Below are 15821 nucleotides of genomic sequence, written 5' to 3'. Positions count from 1 at the left end.
CCTATCGTTTCCAGCCGGCACCCAGGGGGGCGCCGCCGACGAATTCTCCGGCGTCGGAATCTTCGGCGATCCGCAGCACCTCATTCCATTTCGCCATCCGCTCCGATCGCGTCATGGACCCGACTTTCAGCTGTCCAGCGCCGAGCCCAACGGCGAGGTGCGCGATCGACACATCCTCTGTCTCGCCAGACCGGGCGGACACAACCGAGCGATAACCCGCCGAATCTGCCGCCTTCATCGTGTCCAGACTTTCGCTGAACGTCCCGGCCTGGTTGACCTTGATCAGCACCGCATTGCACGCACCCCTGGTGGCGGCTTCGTCTAGAAGACGGGCGTTGGTGACGAGATAGTCGTCGCCGATGATTTGGATCCGATGGCCAAATCGGTGCGTAAATTCAACCATGCCCGCGGAGTCGTCCTCAGCTAGTGGGTCTTCGATCGAAGCTATGGGATAGGCGTCGAGCCACCGCGACAGCAGCTCTATCATGCCACTGGTATCCAGCTGCCGATCCTCCAGTGCTAGGCGATAGTGCCCGTCCCGGCCAAATTCTGAGGCGGCGATATCCAGCGACAGGACCACGCGCCTGCCCGGTGTTTCGCCCGCCAGTTCGAGGGCGCGGACCAGCGTCTCAAACGCCTGTTCGTTGTTGTCAAAAGCCGGCCACCAGCCGCCCTCGTCGGCCACCCCAGCTCGGCGCCCTTGCTGCGCCATCAGCGACCCGGCCGCGGCGTGGATTTCGGCGCTGACTTCCAGTGCTTCGGCAAAATCTGCAGCGCCTGGCACCATGACCATGAAATCCTGAATGTCGACCCGGCGCCCGGCGTGGGCGCCGCCGCCGAATATTTGGATCTCGGGCAGCGGAATCGAGGGTCGGCGGCCGGTCGTCTCGGCCAGATAGCGCCACAGTGGCCGCTTCGACTGGGCCGCGGCGGCATGCAGAAGCGCCAGAGATGTGGCTACGGTCGCATTGCCGCCCAGTTCCGATTTTAGCGCTGTTCCGTCCAGCTCGATCATGTGCTCATCCAGAGCCCGCTGATCCCGCGCGTCTTTGCCCAGAAGGGCAGGGGCAATCCGGTCGCGGAGGGCCGCCAGCGCCCGTGTCACGTCCATGCCGCCCAGCCGGTTGCCGCCGTCGCGCAGATCCAGCGCCTCGCGGCTGCCGCGAGAGGCGCCGGCGGGCGCGATGGCGCGGCCGACAGCACCTCCGCGCAACACGATCTCGGTTTCGATCGTGGGGCGACCGCGGCTATCCCAGACGCGACGGGCGTGGATCTTCTCGATGTCGAACTCAGTCATGGTGCTCCCGATCTGATTGGATCACGGCGACCAGATCGGCCAAGGTGCCGGGCGGAGTCTGGATCAGCGGCTTTGCTAGACGGCGGACGGTTTCGTGCGCGGAGTCACGAAGGTATTCGACGGGGGACTTGCCATCGACACGTGCAAGGAGCAGCGCCGGAACCAGGGCCGCGACGCGGGCCTCCAGGGCGGCCGGATCCTCCCAACTGACATGGGTTAGATAGGCGTCACAGAATTTCAGCGTGTCCGACAGCATGCGGTCGCGCATGACCGGCATATGCACCGCCTTCAGTAGCAGGTGGTTGAGGCAGAACGCGACATCGAAGGCTGGGTCGCCCATTGTGGCGCATTCCGCATCCAGGATGATCGCTGCCCCGTTGCGGAACATTATGTTTTTAGGGCTGACGTCACCGTGGACCAGCGCGATCCGTGTGTCGTAGAGCCGGTCGGCCAGGGCATGCAACTGTTGGGCGACTTCGGGGTGTCTGGTCGCCGTAAAGAGGAGATAAGGCTCGATCCGCAAGGTCCGGAAATCGTCGCAGTTCTGGAACGGGCGGGTATCGAAATCCTGAGCGGTCGAAGCGGCATGGATGACGCCTAGGATTTGCGCGACGGCCACTGCCTCGCTTCGATCGTCCTCTCCCGCGAACATCGCGTCTTTCCACAGGTAGGTACGTTCTCCTGACAGGAACTCCATCACGAAGCCGTGCAGGTGCTCCGAACGGCCGAACAGCCGCGGCGCATTGGCGGGCGATATCCAGCCTACAAAGCTCAACCAGTCGTATTCGGCCTTATTGCGGTGGACAGGCGCTAGCCACTCCTCCTGAACCCGCAGCTTGGGCAGCGCGAACTTGACGCATAGGTGAAGATCACCCACACGCAGTTCCGCGATATCCGATGCGACCCCGCCCCTGAGCGGTCGCACATCCCGAACCTGATCGCCTGTGGCCAGTTCCAAGTCCTCGACCAAGGCCGTGCATCTTTCTTTCAGCACAAGAGGCGTTCCTCTCATATGTTCGCGTGCGCAAAGACCTGTTCGGGTGCGGAACGAGATCGAGGGCCGTTCGGTCCAACTGAACCGAGGCTCCTGTAGTCCGGGCACATTCATCTCGACGGCGAGGAGCGAGCCGCCATCGGCTGGCCTGTCCAACGCCTCTGCGCCCAAATGATTGCCGCCAGGAAGATAAGTTGCAGGTAGCCCCAGTGCGCGAGGATAGCGCCGCCAAGACCGGCGTCGAATCCCTCCACGCGCCGCGCACGGTCAGAGCCAGGCCCTGGACGGTCGAGAATGTCGCCGCCGTCGCCACCAGATCCGGCATCCGGAGCTTCTCCATTATGGGCCGTTGGCGATGTCGACGAGAAGCTCCGTCATCAGGCAGGCGGCAAGCAGCGGGGCGGCGAGCGCTGCGGTGAGCGCCGGCAGTATGTAGATTGAGAGGTTTATCCTGGGCGTCGACACGCCCATCATCTCCGCAGCGCGCGGATTTCATAGTCACCAGTCCACGATTGTGCCGTCGGAGAGCACGGCGTTGGTGGCGTGCATGACCTCCGGCTTGTAGGGATGCCGGTCGACGATTGTTTCGTCGACCTCGATGCCGAGCCCGGGCGCATCGGGCACCTGCCAGCAGCCGTCGACCATACGAATCGGGCCCTTCACCACCTCGAAATACCAAGGCACGGCGCCGACCATCTCTTCCTGGATCAAGTGATTCGGTGTGGAGACGGCGAAATGCAGCGCCGCCGCGCCCGCAATCGGGCCGAGCGGATTGTGCGGCGCGACGCCGATTGATAGCGCCTCGGCCATCGTCGCGATCTTCTTCGCCTCGAGCAATCCGCCGCAATGGCAGATGTCCGGCTGCACGATGTCCACCGCCCTTGCCCGGAAGAGATCGTCAAATTCGGGCCGGTCGATCAGCCGCTCTCCGGTGGCGATCGGCACGCGTGACTTAGCAGCAAGCTGCGCCAGCGCCACCGTCTCGCCGGGCGGCAGCGGCTCCTCGATAAACATCGGTCGGTATGGTGCGAGCACATCAATATAGGCGAGCGCAGTCGAGGCCGAAGCTGGACGGCCGTGAAAGTCGACCATGATCTCGACCTCCGGCCCAACTGTGTTTCGTAGTGCCTCCATGAGCCGGCCGACCTTTTCGACCTCGGCGAGCGGCGCGTGGTAATGGCTGTAGGGGATGAACACAGCCTTCAGCGCACGATAGCCCCTGGCCACGACCTCCGAGGCGCGCTGCACCAGCGGCTCGGCGTCCATCGTCTCGTAGACGGCGCGCATGTCGCCGAGGCCCAGATGCGTATAGACCTTGACCCGGTCGCGCACCTTACCGCCGAGCAACCGCCAGACCGGCTGGCCAAGCCATTTGCCGAAGATGTCCCAAAGCGCCAGCTCAATCCCGGAAATAGCCGACATGCCGATGACGCCCAACCGCCAGAACGAGCGCTTCTTGAGGATGCGCACCGCCTGTTCGATGTCGCGTGGATCGCGGCCGATCAACAGCGGCGCCAGATCATTCACAGCGCCGACCACGGCCTGGGTCTTCCATTCCAGCGTCGCCTCGCCCCAGCCGTGGAGGCCCGGCTGATCGGTCTCGACCCGCACGAACACCCAGTTACGCATATCCGCGTTCACGACACGCGTGGTGATCGCTACGATTCTCAAGCGCAATTCCTCCCAGACGGCAATTAGATCATATGCTATCCAGTTATCATATGATCTAATTTAACGTCAAGGCGGAAACATCAAACCTTAGCGTGAAGATCGTCCGCGGCGATGTCGAGCAACCTGTTCATGGAGGAACGGGCGCCAGCGGTATCGCGAACCCGGATTGCCTCCAGCACCGCGACATGGGCGGACAGCGCGCGCGATTGTGCGTCCATCAATGGGTTGGCGTTGGTGACAAGGAAGGTGGCGCGCAGGGCGATCCCCAACATTCCGACTAGCCCCTTGAGCACGACGTTGTGGCTGGCGACGATGACGCTCTTGTGGAAGGCTAGATCCGCTTGGCACACTGCGTTCAGATTGTGGGAAATGTTGTTGCGCATGCCCACCAGGGCGCGCTCGATTTCGGCGAGGTCAGCGGCAGTGGCGCGCCTAGCCGCGAGTTCCGCGGCGGCGGGTTCGAAGATCCGACGCGCCTCCAAAAGGCCGGAAACCAGCTCTTCGTCGTCCTGAATGGCTGGGTGCCAGCCGAGCACCACAGGGTCGAGCAGCCGCCAATTGTCGCGCGGTAGCACCCGTACGCCGGCGCGCCGCCTAGATTCGACGAGACCTTTCGCCGACAGGACCTTGACTGCTTCCCTAACCGACGTGCGGCTGACGCCCAACATGGCGCAGAGTTCATCCTCGCGCGGCAGGGCGTCGCCCGGGACGTATTCCCCGCCCAGGATGCGGCTCGCCAGCACACTGACGACGGTGTTGTGAACGCTTGCCCCAGTTTGATCCACTGCGGGCATCCAACCAAGGGCATCCGAAGGGGCAACGGTTTCCATGCAAATCCTCTCCCAAACGAGCAAGTCGTTGTATCCTGTTGTACGAAAGGTTAGATTCTTATGTGAACCTTTCATTCATACGATCTAAAGTGTATCTTTGACGGACCCAGTGCAACGGCGCCAAGGCGGACGTCATCATCGAGCGCGCCGTCCCAAGGATACGCTGGCAATACGAATCTTCACAGGACGATGACCGGTTGCGTTTTGAGGCTGGCAATCTCGAACTGAAACTGAGGGACGGACAGACCCTCGCCTCTGAGGCCCGGTATGGCTTTGGGCATCCGGCGAATCCCATGACGCAGGATCAGCTCCGCTCAAAGTTCATAAACTGCGCTCAGAACTCGCGAGCTCCGATGTCGATTGCCGTTTGCGACCAGATCTTTGAGACGATCATGAATTTGGAGAGCAAGTCCGCCTTGGATCTTACCTCGCTGCTGGTTGCCGGAGGCAGTCAAAGGGCACGGTAAATTATTGGCGAGGGGAACGCAGCGGGTATATCTGTTTTCGGGCGGCGCCAACGTTACGGAACCGGAAACGCTCATGCGTCAAAGCCAGGCAGGCCACTCTCACGACACCGGCCCGTGATCCTAGAGCGTGTCCGGTTTAATCTGGTTCATATCCTGCGGCCTTGAAATAGTTTTCGCGTTCGGCCGGAGAGAACAGCTCGACGATCGAGCCGACGGGATCCCATAGGGCCTTGACGGTTCACTCGGCTTTGGCGCGCAGGAGCGCCTTGAGCTTGGGCTTTTCGTGCCTGCCTCGAGACGACGATTTGCTCCGACGTCACCGGCAAACTGGCGTTGTCTTCCGGCCTCGCCAAGCTACCGGTCACGGTGCAAGTGGTGGGGGTGTCCTTCGACATCGGGCTTCTCTCAACTTGCGAGGACGGCAATGGCGGCAATCTCGACGACAACGCCATCGTCGATGAGCGCTCCCGCCTGGATCATCGTTGTTGCCGGTCGGATGTTGCCGAAGACGGAGCCGTGCGCTCTGCGACGGCTTCGATTTTCGATGCACAGAGGATCGACTAGTTCGTGTCCGCTTCTTTGTGCGGCCGGGAACGAGTCATCCTAATGAGATCAATCCAGTTCATCTCTGTTTAGGCTGGCGGGCGGCCATAACGCCGTCCAGCCAACCTTCGGCCATTTCGGGAACGGAAGCCAGCAGCAGTTGGGTATAGGGCTCGTCGACCTCGATGCCGATGCGTTGGATCAGGGTCCTCGGCCGTCGTGGCCCGCTTGTGCCACTTGGCCACCGTATTCGGGTTCAGCGCGTAGCGGGCGGCGAGGGACCGGGTGCTCTCTTGCGACGCTTGGAACTCGGCGTCGTGCGGGCGCTGCCGTGAAGAACACTTGCCATAGCTCATCCTCCTCCTGACGACTCAGGTTCGATGATGGACCATCACATCCAGGGACTACGCACCTAGAGCGTCGGATTGAACGAAGCCGCTGACGCGGCATTTGGTGGGTCGGTTTGCGAGTGAGGCTTCTGTTTTGAAGGATTGCGGCTGTTGAAGCGCAATCTTGAGAACAGGAGCAATGAGATGGCCGAGTTGAGCCCGCTTCGCCGGCGCATGATCGAGGACATGACGATCCGCAATCTGTCGCCGGCAACCCAGCGATCCTACGTGCATGCGGTGGCGAAGTTTTCCCACCACTTTGGCCGCTCCCCGGACCGGCTCGGCCTTGAGGATGTCCGCGCCTTCCAGGTGCATCTGGTCTCGACCGGAATCTCGTGGCCAGCGCTGAACCAGACGGTGTGCGCGCTGCGGTTCTTTTACGGCGTGACGCTGGTCCATGCCGAGATCCCTGAGCGGATCACCTATGCCCGCGCGCCACGCACGCTGCCGGTGGTTCTGAGCGCCGACGAGGTCGTTCGCTTCCTGGAAGCGGTGCCGGGCCTGAAGACCCGAACGGCATTGACCACGGCCTACGCCGCGGGACTTCGCGCCTCGGAGACCGTCGGGCTGAAGGTCAGCGACATCGACAGCGGACGCGGCGTGATCCTCGTCCATCACGGCAAGGGCGGCAAGGACCGCACCGTGATGCTGTCGGCGCAGCTTGTGCACATCCTGGGGGTCTACTGGCGACTGGCGAAGCCGCGGGGCTGGCTGTTTCCCGGGCGCGGCGTCGATCGCCCCATCGATGTGCAGGTTCTCTATTCGGCGTGCCGCTCGGCGCGTGCGGCTGCCGGCATCGACAAGCGCGTGACGGTCCACACGCTCAGGCACAGTTTCGCCACGCATTTGCTGGGAACGGCACCGACATCCGCATCATCCAGGTGCTGCTCGGCCACAACAACCTGTCGAGCACGGCGCGCTACACGAAGGTCTCGAACGGTCTCATTCGTCGGACGGAAAGCCCGCTCGATCGGCTGACCATTGAGGTTGTGCCGCCGGGCTGACCGGTTCCGCCAATGTCGGCGAGACTGGAGGTGGCGCTATCTTCCGCCGCCATGGCGAGGCGTATCGGCAGGCTCATGACGGCCATCTCGGACGCGTCGAGCGGCGTGTGATGAGCGCCATCGAACTGTGCCGGACCGCCGAACTGGGCGGCCATGTCGAGGGCTGCCGGTCCTGCGGGGCGATCCGTGTCGCCTACAATTCCTGCCGCAATCGGCATTGCCCGAAGTGCCAGGGACAGGCCTGCCGGGAATGGCTTGCTGCGCGGCAGGGCGAACTCCTGCCAGTTCCCTATTTCCACGTCGTCTTCACGCTGCCGGCGCAAATCGCGGCGATCACCTTCCAGAACAAGGCGGCGGTCTGGGATGGCGATGCTCTTCGTGACATCGTGCGCGATTGCGCACTGGAGACGCTTGCCGATCCCGATGCGGTTCTGGTGATCGATGAGACCGGTTTCCTGAAGCAGGGCAAGGCTTCGTGCGGCGTCGCGCGACAATACACGGGTTCGGCCGGCAAGATCACCAATTGCCAGATCGGCGTGTTCGCAGCCTATGTGTCGCGGCACGGCCATGCTTTTATCGACCGGGCGCTCTATCTGCCCAAGGCGTGGACGGACGATCCTGCGCGGATGGCAAAGGCGCATGTGCCGGAGAAGGCCAGCTTCGCCTCCAAGCCGGCGCTTGCGCTTGCCATGATCGAACGTGCGCTCGCGGCCGATGTCCCCTTCTCATGGGTCGCAGCCGACAGCGTCTACGGCGTCGGCGACATCGAGATGGGGCTCAGGCGTGCCGGCAAAGGCTATGTTCTGGGCGTCAACGCCAACCATCCTTTCCGCTCGTGGGCCAAGCCGCAAGCCGTTGCCGGAACCGCGAAAGACATCGCCGAAAGCCTGCCTGAGGGGGCATGGCGGCGTCTGTCGGCGGGTGATGGCACCAAGGGTGAACGGCTTTACGACTGGGTCTATCTCGAACTGGCCGATCTCGATGCCGACGACTTGGATGCTGCCTTCACCGGCGTCTGGACGCGCGGGCTGCTGATCCGCCGCAATATCGCCGATGCCGATCTCGCCTTCTTCTCCACATGGTGCCCGCAGGGTAGCCAGCCGAGGTGCTCGTGACAGTGGAGGGCCATCGCTGGGCGATCGAGGATGACTTCGAAACGGCCAAGAACGAACTCGGCCTCGATCACAACGAGACCCGCTCCTGGCATGGATGGCATCGCCATGTCTCGCTGGTCATGCTCGCCTTCGCCATGATGGCGGCCATCCGCCATCACGCCAACGCCGCACCGCGCCCAAAAACGACGCGCCGAGCCCGGCATTGATCCGCTGGTCGGTCCAGGAAATCCGGCGCATCGCCACACGACTGGCGCAAAAGAGGATCGATCCTGCCAAGATCATCGCCTGGTCGCTCTGGCGACGAGCCCATCAGGTCACCGCGCAGCAGGCCCACATCAGATCAAAATCGCAACTGTAATGCTAGGCGCGGCGTGTGATCCTAAACTTCGCGATGCACCAACAAGAGATGAACAGGCGATGAGACATCAAGCTCCTTGCCTTTCCCAACTTGGAAATGGATCGGGCAGGTCACGCCAGCGGCCGGGCATGAAATCCGTTTCCGGCACGAGGCAGGCATCCAGTTGAGCGCGGAGTTCATGCTCATCCATCGGATCGCAGCCGATGAACACGATCTCCTGCCGGCGGTCGCCCCAGACCGGATCGAGATAGGGCTTCATTGCGGCCTGCCATTCGGGGTGATCCGGCCATTGCTGCTTGGGCACGGAAGCCCACCACAAACCACGCTTGCCAGTGCGGATCAACGCGCCAGCCTGACTGATCTCGCCGACATGGTGCGGGCGGGTCGCCAGCCAGAAGAAGCCCTTTGCCCGCACGACACCCGGCCAGGAGCGGTTGATGAAGTCCTTCAGCTTGATAGGATCGAACGGCCGACGCTCGCGGTAGACGAAGGAGCGGATGCCGTATTCCTCGGTTTCGGGGACATGATCCTTGAAGCCGTTCAGTTCCTTGAACCAGAGCGGATGCTGTTCCGCCTTCTCGAAATCGAAGCGCCCGGTATTAAGCACTTTGTCGGGCGGCACCTTTGCGAAATCCGTCTCGACCAGATCGGCGTCGGGATTGAGCGAACGGATGATTTTTCGCGCGAGATCGAGGTCATGCGGCGGCGTGTCCGACACCTTGTTGAGGACGATCACGTCGGCGAACTCGATCTGCTCGACCAGAAGGTCGACCAGGGCACGGTCATCACCGTCACCGGCAACTTCGCCGCGGTCGCGCAGGAAATCCTGGGAGGAATAATCCTTCAAAAGGTTCGCAGCATCGACGACGGTCACCATCGTGTCGAGCCGCGAGACGTGTGACAGGCTCTCACCGTTCTCGTCGCGGAAATCGAATGTCGTTGCGACCGGGAGCGGTTCGGCGATGCCGGTCCCCTCGATCAGCAGATAGTCGAACCGGCCGTCTTGCGACAGCTTGCGCACCTCCTGCAGGAGATCGTCACGCAGGGTGCAGCAGATGCAGCCATTGGTCATTTCGACGAGTTGCTCTTCGGTCCGCGACAGGTTCGCGCCTCCGTCGCGCACGAGCGCGGCATCGATGTTCACTTCGCTCATGTCGTTGACAATGACGGCAACACGCCGGCCTTCGCGATTGTTGAGCACGTGGTTGAGGAGCGTAGTCTTGCCGGCGCCGAGGAACCCCGAGAGGACAGTGACAGGGAGGCGATTTGAGGATTTGGCTGTGTCGAGCATGGCGATCTCCGGCGGTGTTAATTGAGGAAAGGTGCGCCCGGCCTTCAAGGCCGGGCACGTGCGAAGAGAGGCGCTGCGGTCAATGCGCGATCATCTCTTCGACGATCTCCTTCGCCCTCAGGGACGACGGATAGTAGGTCGGCCAGTTCGTCACTTCCTTGAGCAGAGCGGCACGATCGTTGCCCCAGTAGAGGTGATAATGATCAGCTTTCCCCGGTGCGATCTTGTGGTCGCTGAACTGGAAGTATTCCGGCGCGTCCGCATCCCCTTCCACTTTCTTGAAGATGAAGCGAACGCCGCGGTTACCCTTTTCGTACGTCAGGATCTCATGACCGTCGCTGGCATAACGCGCCTTCAGTGGCTTTCCATCCTTGAAGAAGGTCACGATGTCGCCGTCGATCGTCATACGCTCGACATCAGTTTTGTATCCGACCTCGTAATAGGCCTTGTACTCGTCGGCGCTCTGCTTGCCGTCTTCCGCCTTGTGCGCCATCACAGGATCGAGTGTGCCATCCTGAAGTAAGGGATAAACGGACTGCCAGTCCCCCGCCCAATCTGACAGGGCACGATCCTTGACCTGGGCGTCCTCGAAGTAGCCCTTGTAGATCTGGTCATCACCGTGATCATGAGCATGCGCATGGTCGTGACCTTGTTCACCCTCATGCTCGTGGACCTTCCCGGTGCCGCCGACGGCGACGATGTTGAACGGCTTGCCCTCGACCGCGATTTCACCGGATTCCTGGAAGGTTTCCGCATTGATCAAATGCAGCTTGCCGTTGAGGGGATCGGTGACGATTACGTTGTCGCCCGCGACTGCGATGCGGGGACGCGGATCGCTCCAGTGGCCGTCCATCGAATAGGGATCCGTCACCTTGAGCGAAGCCGCGATCTTGCCAGCGAGCACGTCGATCTTGTGAAGCTGGCCGTCCTCGGTGATCACATAGGCAAACTTCGCTCGGATAGGATCGACCGCGAAGTGAACCCGGCGGGTGGGAAGCTGGACCAGCTGGAAGCCGTTCTCGCCTTCAGATGGAGCGACCACGACGATGCGGTCGGCGCCGTAATTGCCGATGAAGTACTGGAGCCCCTTGCCGCCGATCAACGTCGACGAGCTATCCTCGGGCAGGGACGACGCATAGGGCAGATGCTCGATGACCGGCGCGCCGCCATCCTGCTTGATGAGGAGCAGACCGGTGTCGCAGGCGAGCGCATAGATGCTGCCTGAGCCAGCCGAGCCATGAAGGCCCGGGCATGCCAGGTCCTCGCCGACCTTGTTGCCGTTAAAATCAACCACGCGCGCGCCGATCGGCCGCTTGGAGGCGTCTTCGGGGTTCGGGATCGTGACCACGGCATGGTTCTGATAGGGAACCGCGACACCGTGATGGGGGGCAACGACATTCGCCTTGCGGACGTCGAGCTTCTCGTCGAGGATCGATTTCTCCGAGAAGACCCGAACCTCGTCCTCGCCGTCGAACCACTGGGCGATGTTGCCCTGAAGCTCAACGAAATGGGCAGGTTTGGTGCCGTCGATATGGACATGCAGCAGTTCCGCGTCATCGACATCGATGTCGCCATGATCGCCGTGGTCATGGAATGCGATGCCGCTCTTGATCGCATGAACTTCGCCCGCAGCCCCCTGCACGGCGAACACCGTCTCGCCGCTCGAGGTACGGTGAAGCGTAGCTGGCCCTTCGATCTTGAAGGTGTCGAGCAGGTCACCGTCGAGTGCATCGATCACCTTCACCACCGGCTCGGCATGATCGGAAACGAACAGCCGCCATGCGGTGACGTCATCCTCGTCTGCAAATGCGGCGGTTCCACCAAGCGTGGCCGCAAGAGCCAGTGCAGAAACCCCGAGGGTCAATCGTCTCATTCTTCTCTCCTTTTGGTATGGTATTACGTTACATGCGGGAGCCTCAGCTGGCCCTGCATTTCGGGAAACCTCAGCCGCCGTTGATCGCCTTGCCGAGCGTATTGACGTTGTGGCGCATCAGATCGACATAGGTGGGTGAAGGGCCGTCCTCTGGCGACAGTGCGTCAGAGTAGAGGGTGCCACCCAACGTCAGGCCGGCTTCCGACGCGATCTGCTCGACGAGGCGCGCATCAGCGATGTTCTCCGCGAAGACCGCGGCCGCGCGCTTCTCCCGGATTTCGCGAATGAGGGACGCCACGTCCGCGGCCGACGCCTCGGATTCCGTCGACACACCCTGAGGTGAAAGGAATGTCATGCCGTAGTCACGCTCGAAGTAGCGGAAGGCATTGTGAGCGACGACGGCGACGCGCCGCTCGGCTGGGATGGCATCGATCGCTTGCTTCACTTCGACGTCGAGGTCGGCTAGCTCTCCGACATAGGTTGCCGCATTGGCTTCATAGGTGAGGCAACCATTTTTGTCGGCCTCGCAAAAGGCGCGCGCAATATTCTGGACGTAGACCTTTGCATTCGCGACCGACTGCCAGGCGTGGGGATCGTTTGGCGCCGCGTGAAAAATCGCCTGACCTCCGGAATAGTGGTAGTGGCCGCCGTTCGGGTCATGCAGGATGTCGGCGCCTTCGGTCAGGGTCGCAATCGTGGCGGAGGTCCCACTCGCCTCGACAAGGCGCTGCAGGAAACCTTCGAACAGCAGACCGTTGACCAGCACGACATCGGCGCGAGCAAGCGCGATGGCGTCCGCGGGCTTCGGTTCGTAGACATGGGCGTCGCTGTCGGGTCCGACCAGCGTCCTGAGTTCGATCCGGTCTCCGCCGACCTGTTTTGCGAAATCGCCGATGATCGAAAAGCTTGCGACCACGGAGAGCTTGTCTGTCTCGGCCTGCGCCGGCGGCATGAACCCCGCAAATGTTATGGCGATCAGGCTGGCGGCAAGTCTGTTCAGTTTTGTCATCGTCATTCCGATAGTTCGAGGTTTCAGGCGGTGCGATGGGCAGCGCGTAGCCGCCGTGCCAGCAAAATGCCCCGGGGGCTTGCGACCACCGACACGAAATAGGCCACGCCTGCCGAAAGGATGATCGCCGGGCCGGCAGGCGGTGAGGCATGGTAGGAAAGGAGCAGGCCGCAGACTGACGACAGCATTCCAAGCGCGATCGCCAGCAGGCACATGATCCCGACCCTCTGGCTCCAGAAGCGGGCGGCGGCGGGCAGGATCATCAGCCCGACCGAAAGCAGGGTGCCCAGGGCCTGGAAGCCCGCCACAAGGTTGACGACCACCAGCCCAAGAAAGATGAAATGCACAGGCGAGCCGAGCCGCGACACTGAGCGCAGGAAGAGAGGGTCAAGGCATTCAGCGACAAGCGCGCGCCAGAAGATGCTGAGTATGCCGAGCGTGAGGGCTGCCACCAGACCAATCAGCGTCAGCGCGTCGTTGTTGAGCGCGAGCACCGTGCCGAATAATACGTGCATCAGATCGACGCTTGAGCCGCGCAGCGACACCATCAAGGCGCCGAACGACAGCGAGATCAGATAGAAGGCGGCCATGGACGCGTCTTCCTTCTGGATCGTCAGCCGCGCCACCGCACCTGCGCCGAGCGCCACCACGATGCCGGCGATCAGCCCGCCGATAGTCATCGGCACAATCTGCAGGCCGGAGAGCAGGAAGCCGGCAGCAGCCCCCGGCAGGATCGCGTGCGCCATTGCGTCGCCAGTCAGGCTCATGCGGCGCAGCATCAGGAAGACGCCGACCGGGCAGGCGCTGACCGACAGCATCAGCGCCCCCGCGAGCGCCCTTTGCATGAAGGCAAATTCTGCAATCGGCGCGATCACGTAGTCAAAGAGCGTAAGCATCAGGCGGCGCCCCTGCAATCGGCGCGATCCACATGGTCACGGCTGTTTACAGGAACCGGACCATCGTGGTTGTGGGCCTCTTCGGGCGCACACCATGGCGCGTTTTCGTCCCATGCTTCGTGGAACTGCCGCGCTCTTAGGAGATTGTCTGGTGTGAGGGTTTCGCGGGCTTCACCCCATGCAACCGGCTGACGGGCGAGCAGCAGTGCTTCCGGGAAATGTTGGCGGACCAGGTCGAGGTCGTGCACCACGACCATGATCGTCCGCTTCTCGCCATGCCAGCGTTTGATGAGGTCGATCAGGTCGGTGACCGTCCTTGCGTCAATGGCGTTGAAGGGCTCATCGAGCAGGATGAGTTCGGCGTCCTGCACCAGCACGCGGGCGAACAAGGCGCGCTGCAACTGTCCGCCCGAAAGCGTGTCGATAGCCCGCTTCTCGAACCCTTCCATCCCGACCGCCGATAGGGCTTGCGAGACCGCTTCGCGATCTTCCGAGCGATGGCGACCAAGCAGACCACGCCGTGGCCACAGGCCGAGCGAGACCAGATCGACGACGCGTGCCGGAAAGGAACGATCCAGTTCCGATTGCTGCGGGAGATAGGCGAGTTTCACGCCTGGCGCGATTGTGCACGCCCCGGCCATCGGCTTCAGGACGCCAACGATGCCCTTCAGCAGTGTCGACTTGCCCGACCCGTTGGCCCCGACCACTGCGGTCAGAGATCCCTTGCGCACCACACCATTCAGGTGATGCACCGCCGGGTGGCTGTTGTAGCCCAGCGTCAGGTTCTCAAGATTCACGCATGCAGTCATTCGATGCAACCCTTGGGGAGCCGCTTGGCTTTCACTGTTGAGGGCGAGGTACGTTATGTTATTACGTTCGTCAATAGAAAATGTTATACTGTAACGCCATGAATGATTCCGTCACCACCCCTAGAGAAGCAACGAACCGGCGACGCGGCCGGAATCGTCAGCTCGTGCGCGAGGCTTTGGCGCAAGCCCAAAGGCCAATACGTTCGAGACGAACACCGTCGAGCTTCCCGGATCGTGCCCTATGCGCCAGGCGCTTCAGATTGAAGTCGAGCATCTGTTGCGCTTCGGTAAGCCACGCCGCGCCGTCTTCTTGGACACCAAGCCCGAGGCGATCTTCATCTTTCAGGATGGTGAACGCTGACCGTGTCGCGCCTGAAGACGCGGGTCGAGGGATTGGCCTGGATCGAGCCGCCGCCGGCGGGCGCCGCCTCTTCGCCGTCCTGGTCGATGGCGACCAGGCCCTTCGCCACGTCCTTCAACCAGGAGATTGCGGCATCATGGGCGCGAGCAACGATGCCGTCCTTCGTCGCGGCCTCGCCATGCAGGTAGTAGCGGGCGAGATCGCAGGCGACCTTTGTCAGGACTTCCGGCACCGGCGACAGCGGCAGGCTGTACTTCTTGCCGACATAGCCATTGATCACGGCGTCGGCGTCGGTGAGCGCGCGGCCGACCACAACATCGTCGACCGTCGACGGCGGCATGTTGGTACGGTCGGTGAGCTGGAGCAACTCCAACTCACCGAACCGGTCGGGTTCTGTCGCAAACCCACACGAGAGATGCGCTCGGCGCAGACTTGGGCCGTTCAGGCGGCGAGGATTTCGAACTGTTCGGCGATCGACGGCCTGGGATTGTAGGCATACCTCGCCTGTCGTTTGCGCATCATGTGGATCATCTCGATGCCGGATAAAATGATGGCGGCGCTCGTCTGCGACTTGAAGCCGAGCATGGATCGGATGCGGCGCTTGATGCGCCGGTGATCCTGCTCGATCCGGTTGTTGAGGTATCGGCTCCGGCGGGATGCGGATCGGCTTGAGCCGCCGCGAGCGGTCCCGTAGCCGGCTTTCACCGTCGCAGGCGATGATTGTTGATTTCCACTGAGAAGTGACCCAGTCGACGGAGGTTTTTCCATCGAGAATTGACCCATGTTTGAAGCTCCTCCCACACGGATTGTGTGGGGGACATCGGAGTGATCGACATGGAGTTATTGAGCGTCATCCGACGCTGGCACTACCGAGACCATCTTTCGATCCGCGACATCTCGCGCCGAACCGGACT

12 protein-coding genes and 4 pseudogenes are annotated in these 15821 nt (G+C 62.1%); 3 read left to right on the top strand and 13 right to left on the bottom strand.

Annotated elements, in window-relative coordinates:
• Position 1: 1 nt before the first annotated feature.
• From eno to ABMA59_RS24770, 6 genes and pseudogenes are all read right to left on the bottom strand, one after another.
• Positions 2-1297 (bottom strand): phosphopyruvate hydratase, encoded by a 1296-nt coding sequence (eno, locus tag ABMA59_RS24795; RefSeq protein ID WP_349008075.1) that lies wholly within the window; start codon positions 1295-1297, stop codon positions 2-4.
• The gene (locus tag ABMA59_RS24790; protein ID WP_349008074.1) at positions 1290-2267 is read right to left on the bottom strand and encodes a phosphotransferase family protein; all 978 of its coding nucleotides are present in this window, start codon (positions 2265-2267) and stop codon (positions 1290-1292) included. Before ABMA59_RS24790 ends, eno begins: the two co-directional genes overlap by 8 nt.
• Before the next feature lie 363 nt (positions 2268-2630).
• Positions 2631-2756: a hypothetical protein gene (locus ABMA59_RS24785; protein WP_349008073.1), complete on the bottom strand. Its 126-nt coding sequence runs from the start codon at positions 2754-2756 to the stop codon at positions 2631-2633.
• A 33-nt stretch (positions 2757-2789) separates the two neighbouring features.
• Complete coding sequence (gene dgoD / locus ABMA59_RS24780) at positions 2790-3962, bottom strand: galactonate dehydratase (RefSeq protein ID WP_349008072.1); 1173 nt, start codon at positions 3960-3962, stop codon at positions 2790-2792.
• An 80-nt stretch (positions 3963-4042) separates the two neighbouring features.
• A complete protein-coding gene (locus ABMA59_RS24775; protein WP_349008071.1) occupies positions 4043-4792 on the bottom strand; it encodes a FadR/GntR family transcriptional regulator in 750 nt (249 codons plus the stop codon).
• Between the two features lie 603 nt (positions 4793-5395).
• A pseudogene (locus ABMA59_RS24770) lies at positions 5396-5533 on the bottom strand (IS630 family transposase); the annotation flags it as partial.
• 59 nt (positions 5534-5592) lie between these two features.
• Between ABMA59_RS24770 and ABMA59_RS24765 the strand changes: the two are divergent.
• From ABMA59_RS24765 to ABMA59_RS24750, 3 genes and pseudogenes are all read left to right on the top strand, one after another.
• A complete protein-coding gene (locus tag ABMA59_RS24765; protein ID WP_349008070.1) occupies positions 5593-5823 on the top strand; it encodes a hypothetical protein in 231 nt (76 codons plus the stop codon).
• A 512-nt stretch (positions 5824-6335) separates the two neighbouring features.
• A pseudogene (locus ABMA59_RS24755) lies at positions 6336-7195 on the top strand (site-specific integrase).
• 12 nt (positions 7196-7207) lie between these two features.
• Positions 7208-8516: pseudogene (locus ABMA59_RS24750) on the top strand (IS701 family transposase).
• A gap of 219 nt (positions 8517-8735) precedes the next feature.
• On the opposite strand, the gene zigA reads toward ABMA59_RS24750, so the two are convergent.
• The 7 genes and pseudogenes from zigA to ABMA59_RS24710 all read right to left on the bottom strand — a co-directional run.
• On the bottom strand, positions 8736-9959 hold the full coding sequence (gene zigA, locus ABMA59_RS24745) for a zinc metallochaperone GTPase ZigA (RefSeq protein ID WP_349008069.1): 1224 nt from the start codon (positions 9957-9959) through the stop codon (positions 8736-8738).
• A 79-nt stretch (positions 9960-10038) separates the two neighbouring features.
• A complete protein-coding gene (aztD, locus tag ABMA59_RS24735; RefSeq protein ID WP_425475980.1) occupies positions 10039-11832 on the bottom strand; it encodes a zinc metallochaperone AztD in 1794 nt (597 codons plus the stop codon).
• Positions 11833-11902: 70 nt separating this feature from the next.
• Entirely contained in the window at positions 11903-12841 is a 939-nt protein-coding gene (aztC, locus tag ABMA59_RS24730; RefSeq protein WP_349008068.1) for a zinc ABC transporter substrate-binding protein AztC, read from the bottom strand.
• A gap of 23 nt (positions 12842-12864) precedes the next feature.
• The gene (gene aztB / locus ABMA59_RS24725) at positions 12865-13737 is read right to left on the bottom strand and encodes a zinc ABC transporter permease AztB (RefSeq protein ID WP_349008067.1); all 873 of its coding nucleotides are present in this window, start codon (positions 13735-13737) and stop codon (positions 12865-12867) included.
• Positions 13737-14546, bottom strand: a complete 810-nt coding sequence (aztA, locus tag ABMA59_RS24720) for a zinc ABC transporter ATP-binding protein AztA (protein ID WP_349008066.1) — start codon at positions 14544-14546, stop codon at positions 13737-13739. Before aztA ends, aztB begins: the two co-directional genes overlap by 1 nt.
• Before the next feature lie 335 nt (positions 14547-14881).
• Positions 14882-15337 (bottom strand): gp436 family protein, encoded by a 456-nt coding sequence (locus tag ABMA59_RS24715; protein ID WP_349008168.1) that lies wholly within the window; start codon positions 15335-15337, stop codon positions 14882-14884.
• 11 nt (positions 15338-15348) lie between these two features.
• Positions 15349-15561 (bottom strand): annotated as a pseudogene (locus tag ABMA59_RS24710) (DDE-type integrase/transposase/recombinase); the annotation flags it as partial.
• Positions 15562-15821 lie beyond the last annotated feature (260 nt).

The organism is Mesorhizobium yinganensis, from assembly GCF_040081985.1.
In the GTDB taxonomy this organism is placed as follows: Bacteria; Pseudomonadota; Alphaproteobacteria; order Rhizobiales; family Rhizobiaceae; genus Kumtagia; species Kumtagia yinganensis.
The sequence above is the reverse complement of the archived record's forward strand: the minus strand, read 5'-3'. Positions and strand labels throughout refer to the sequence as shown.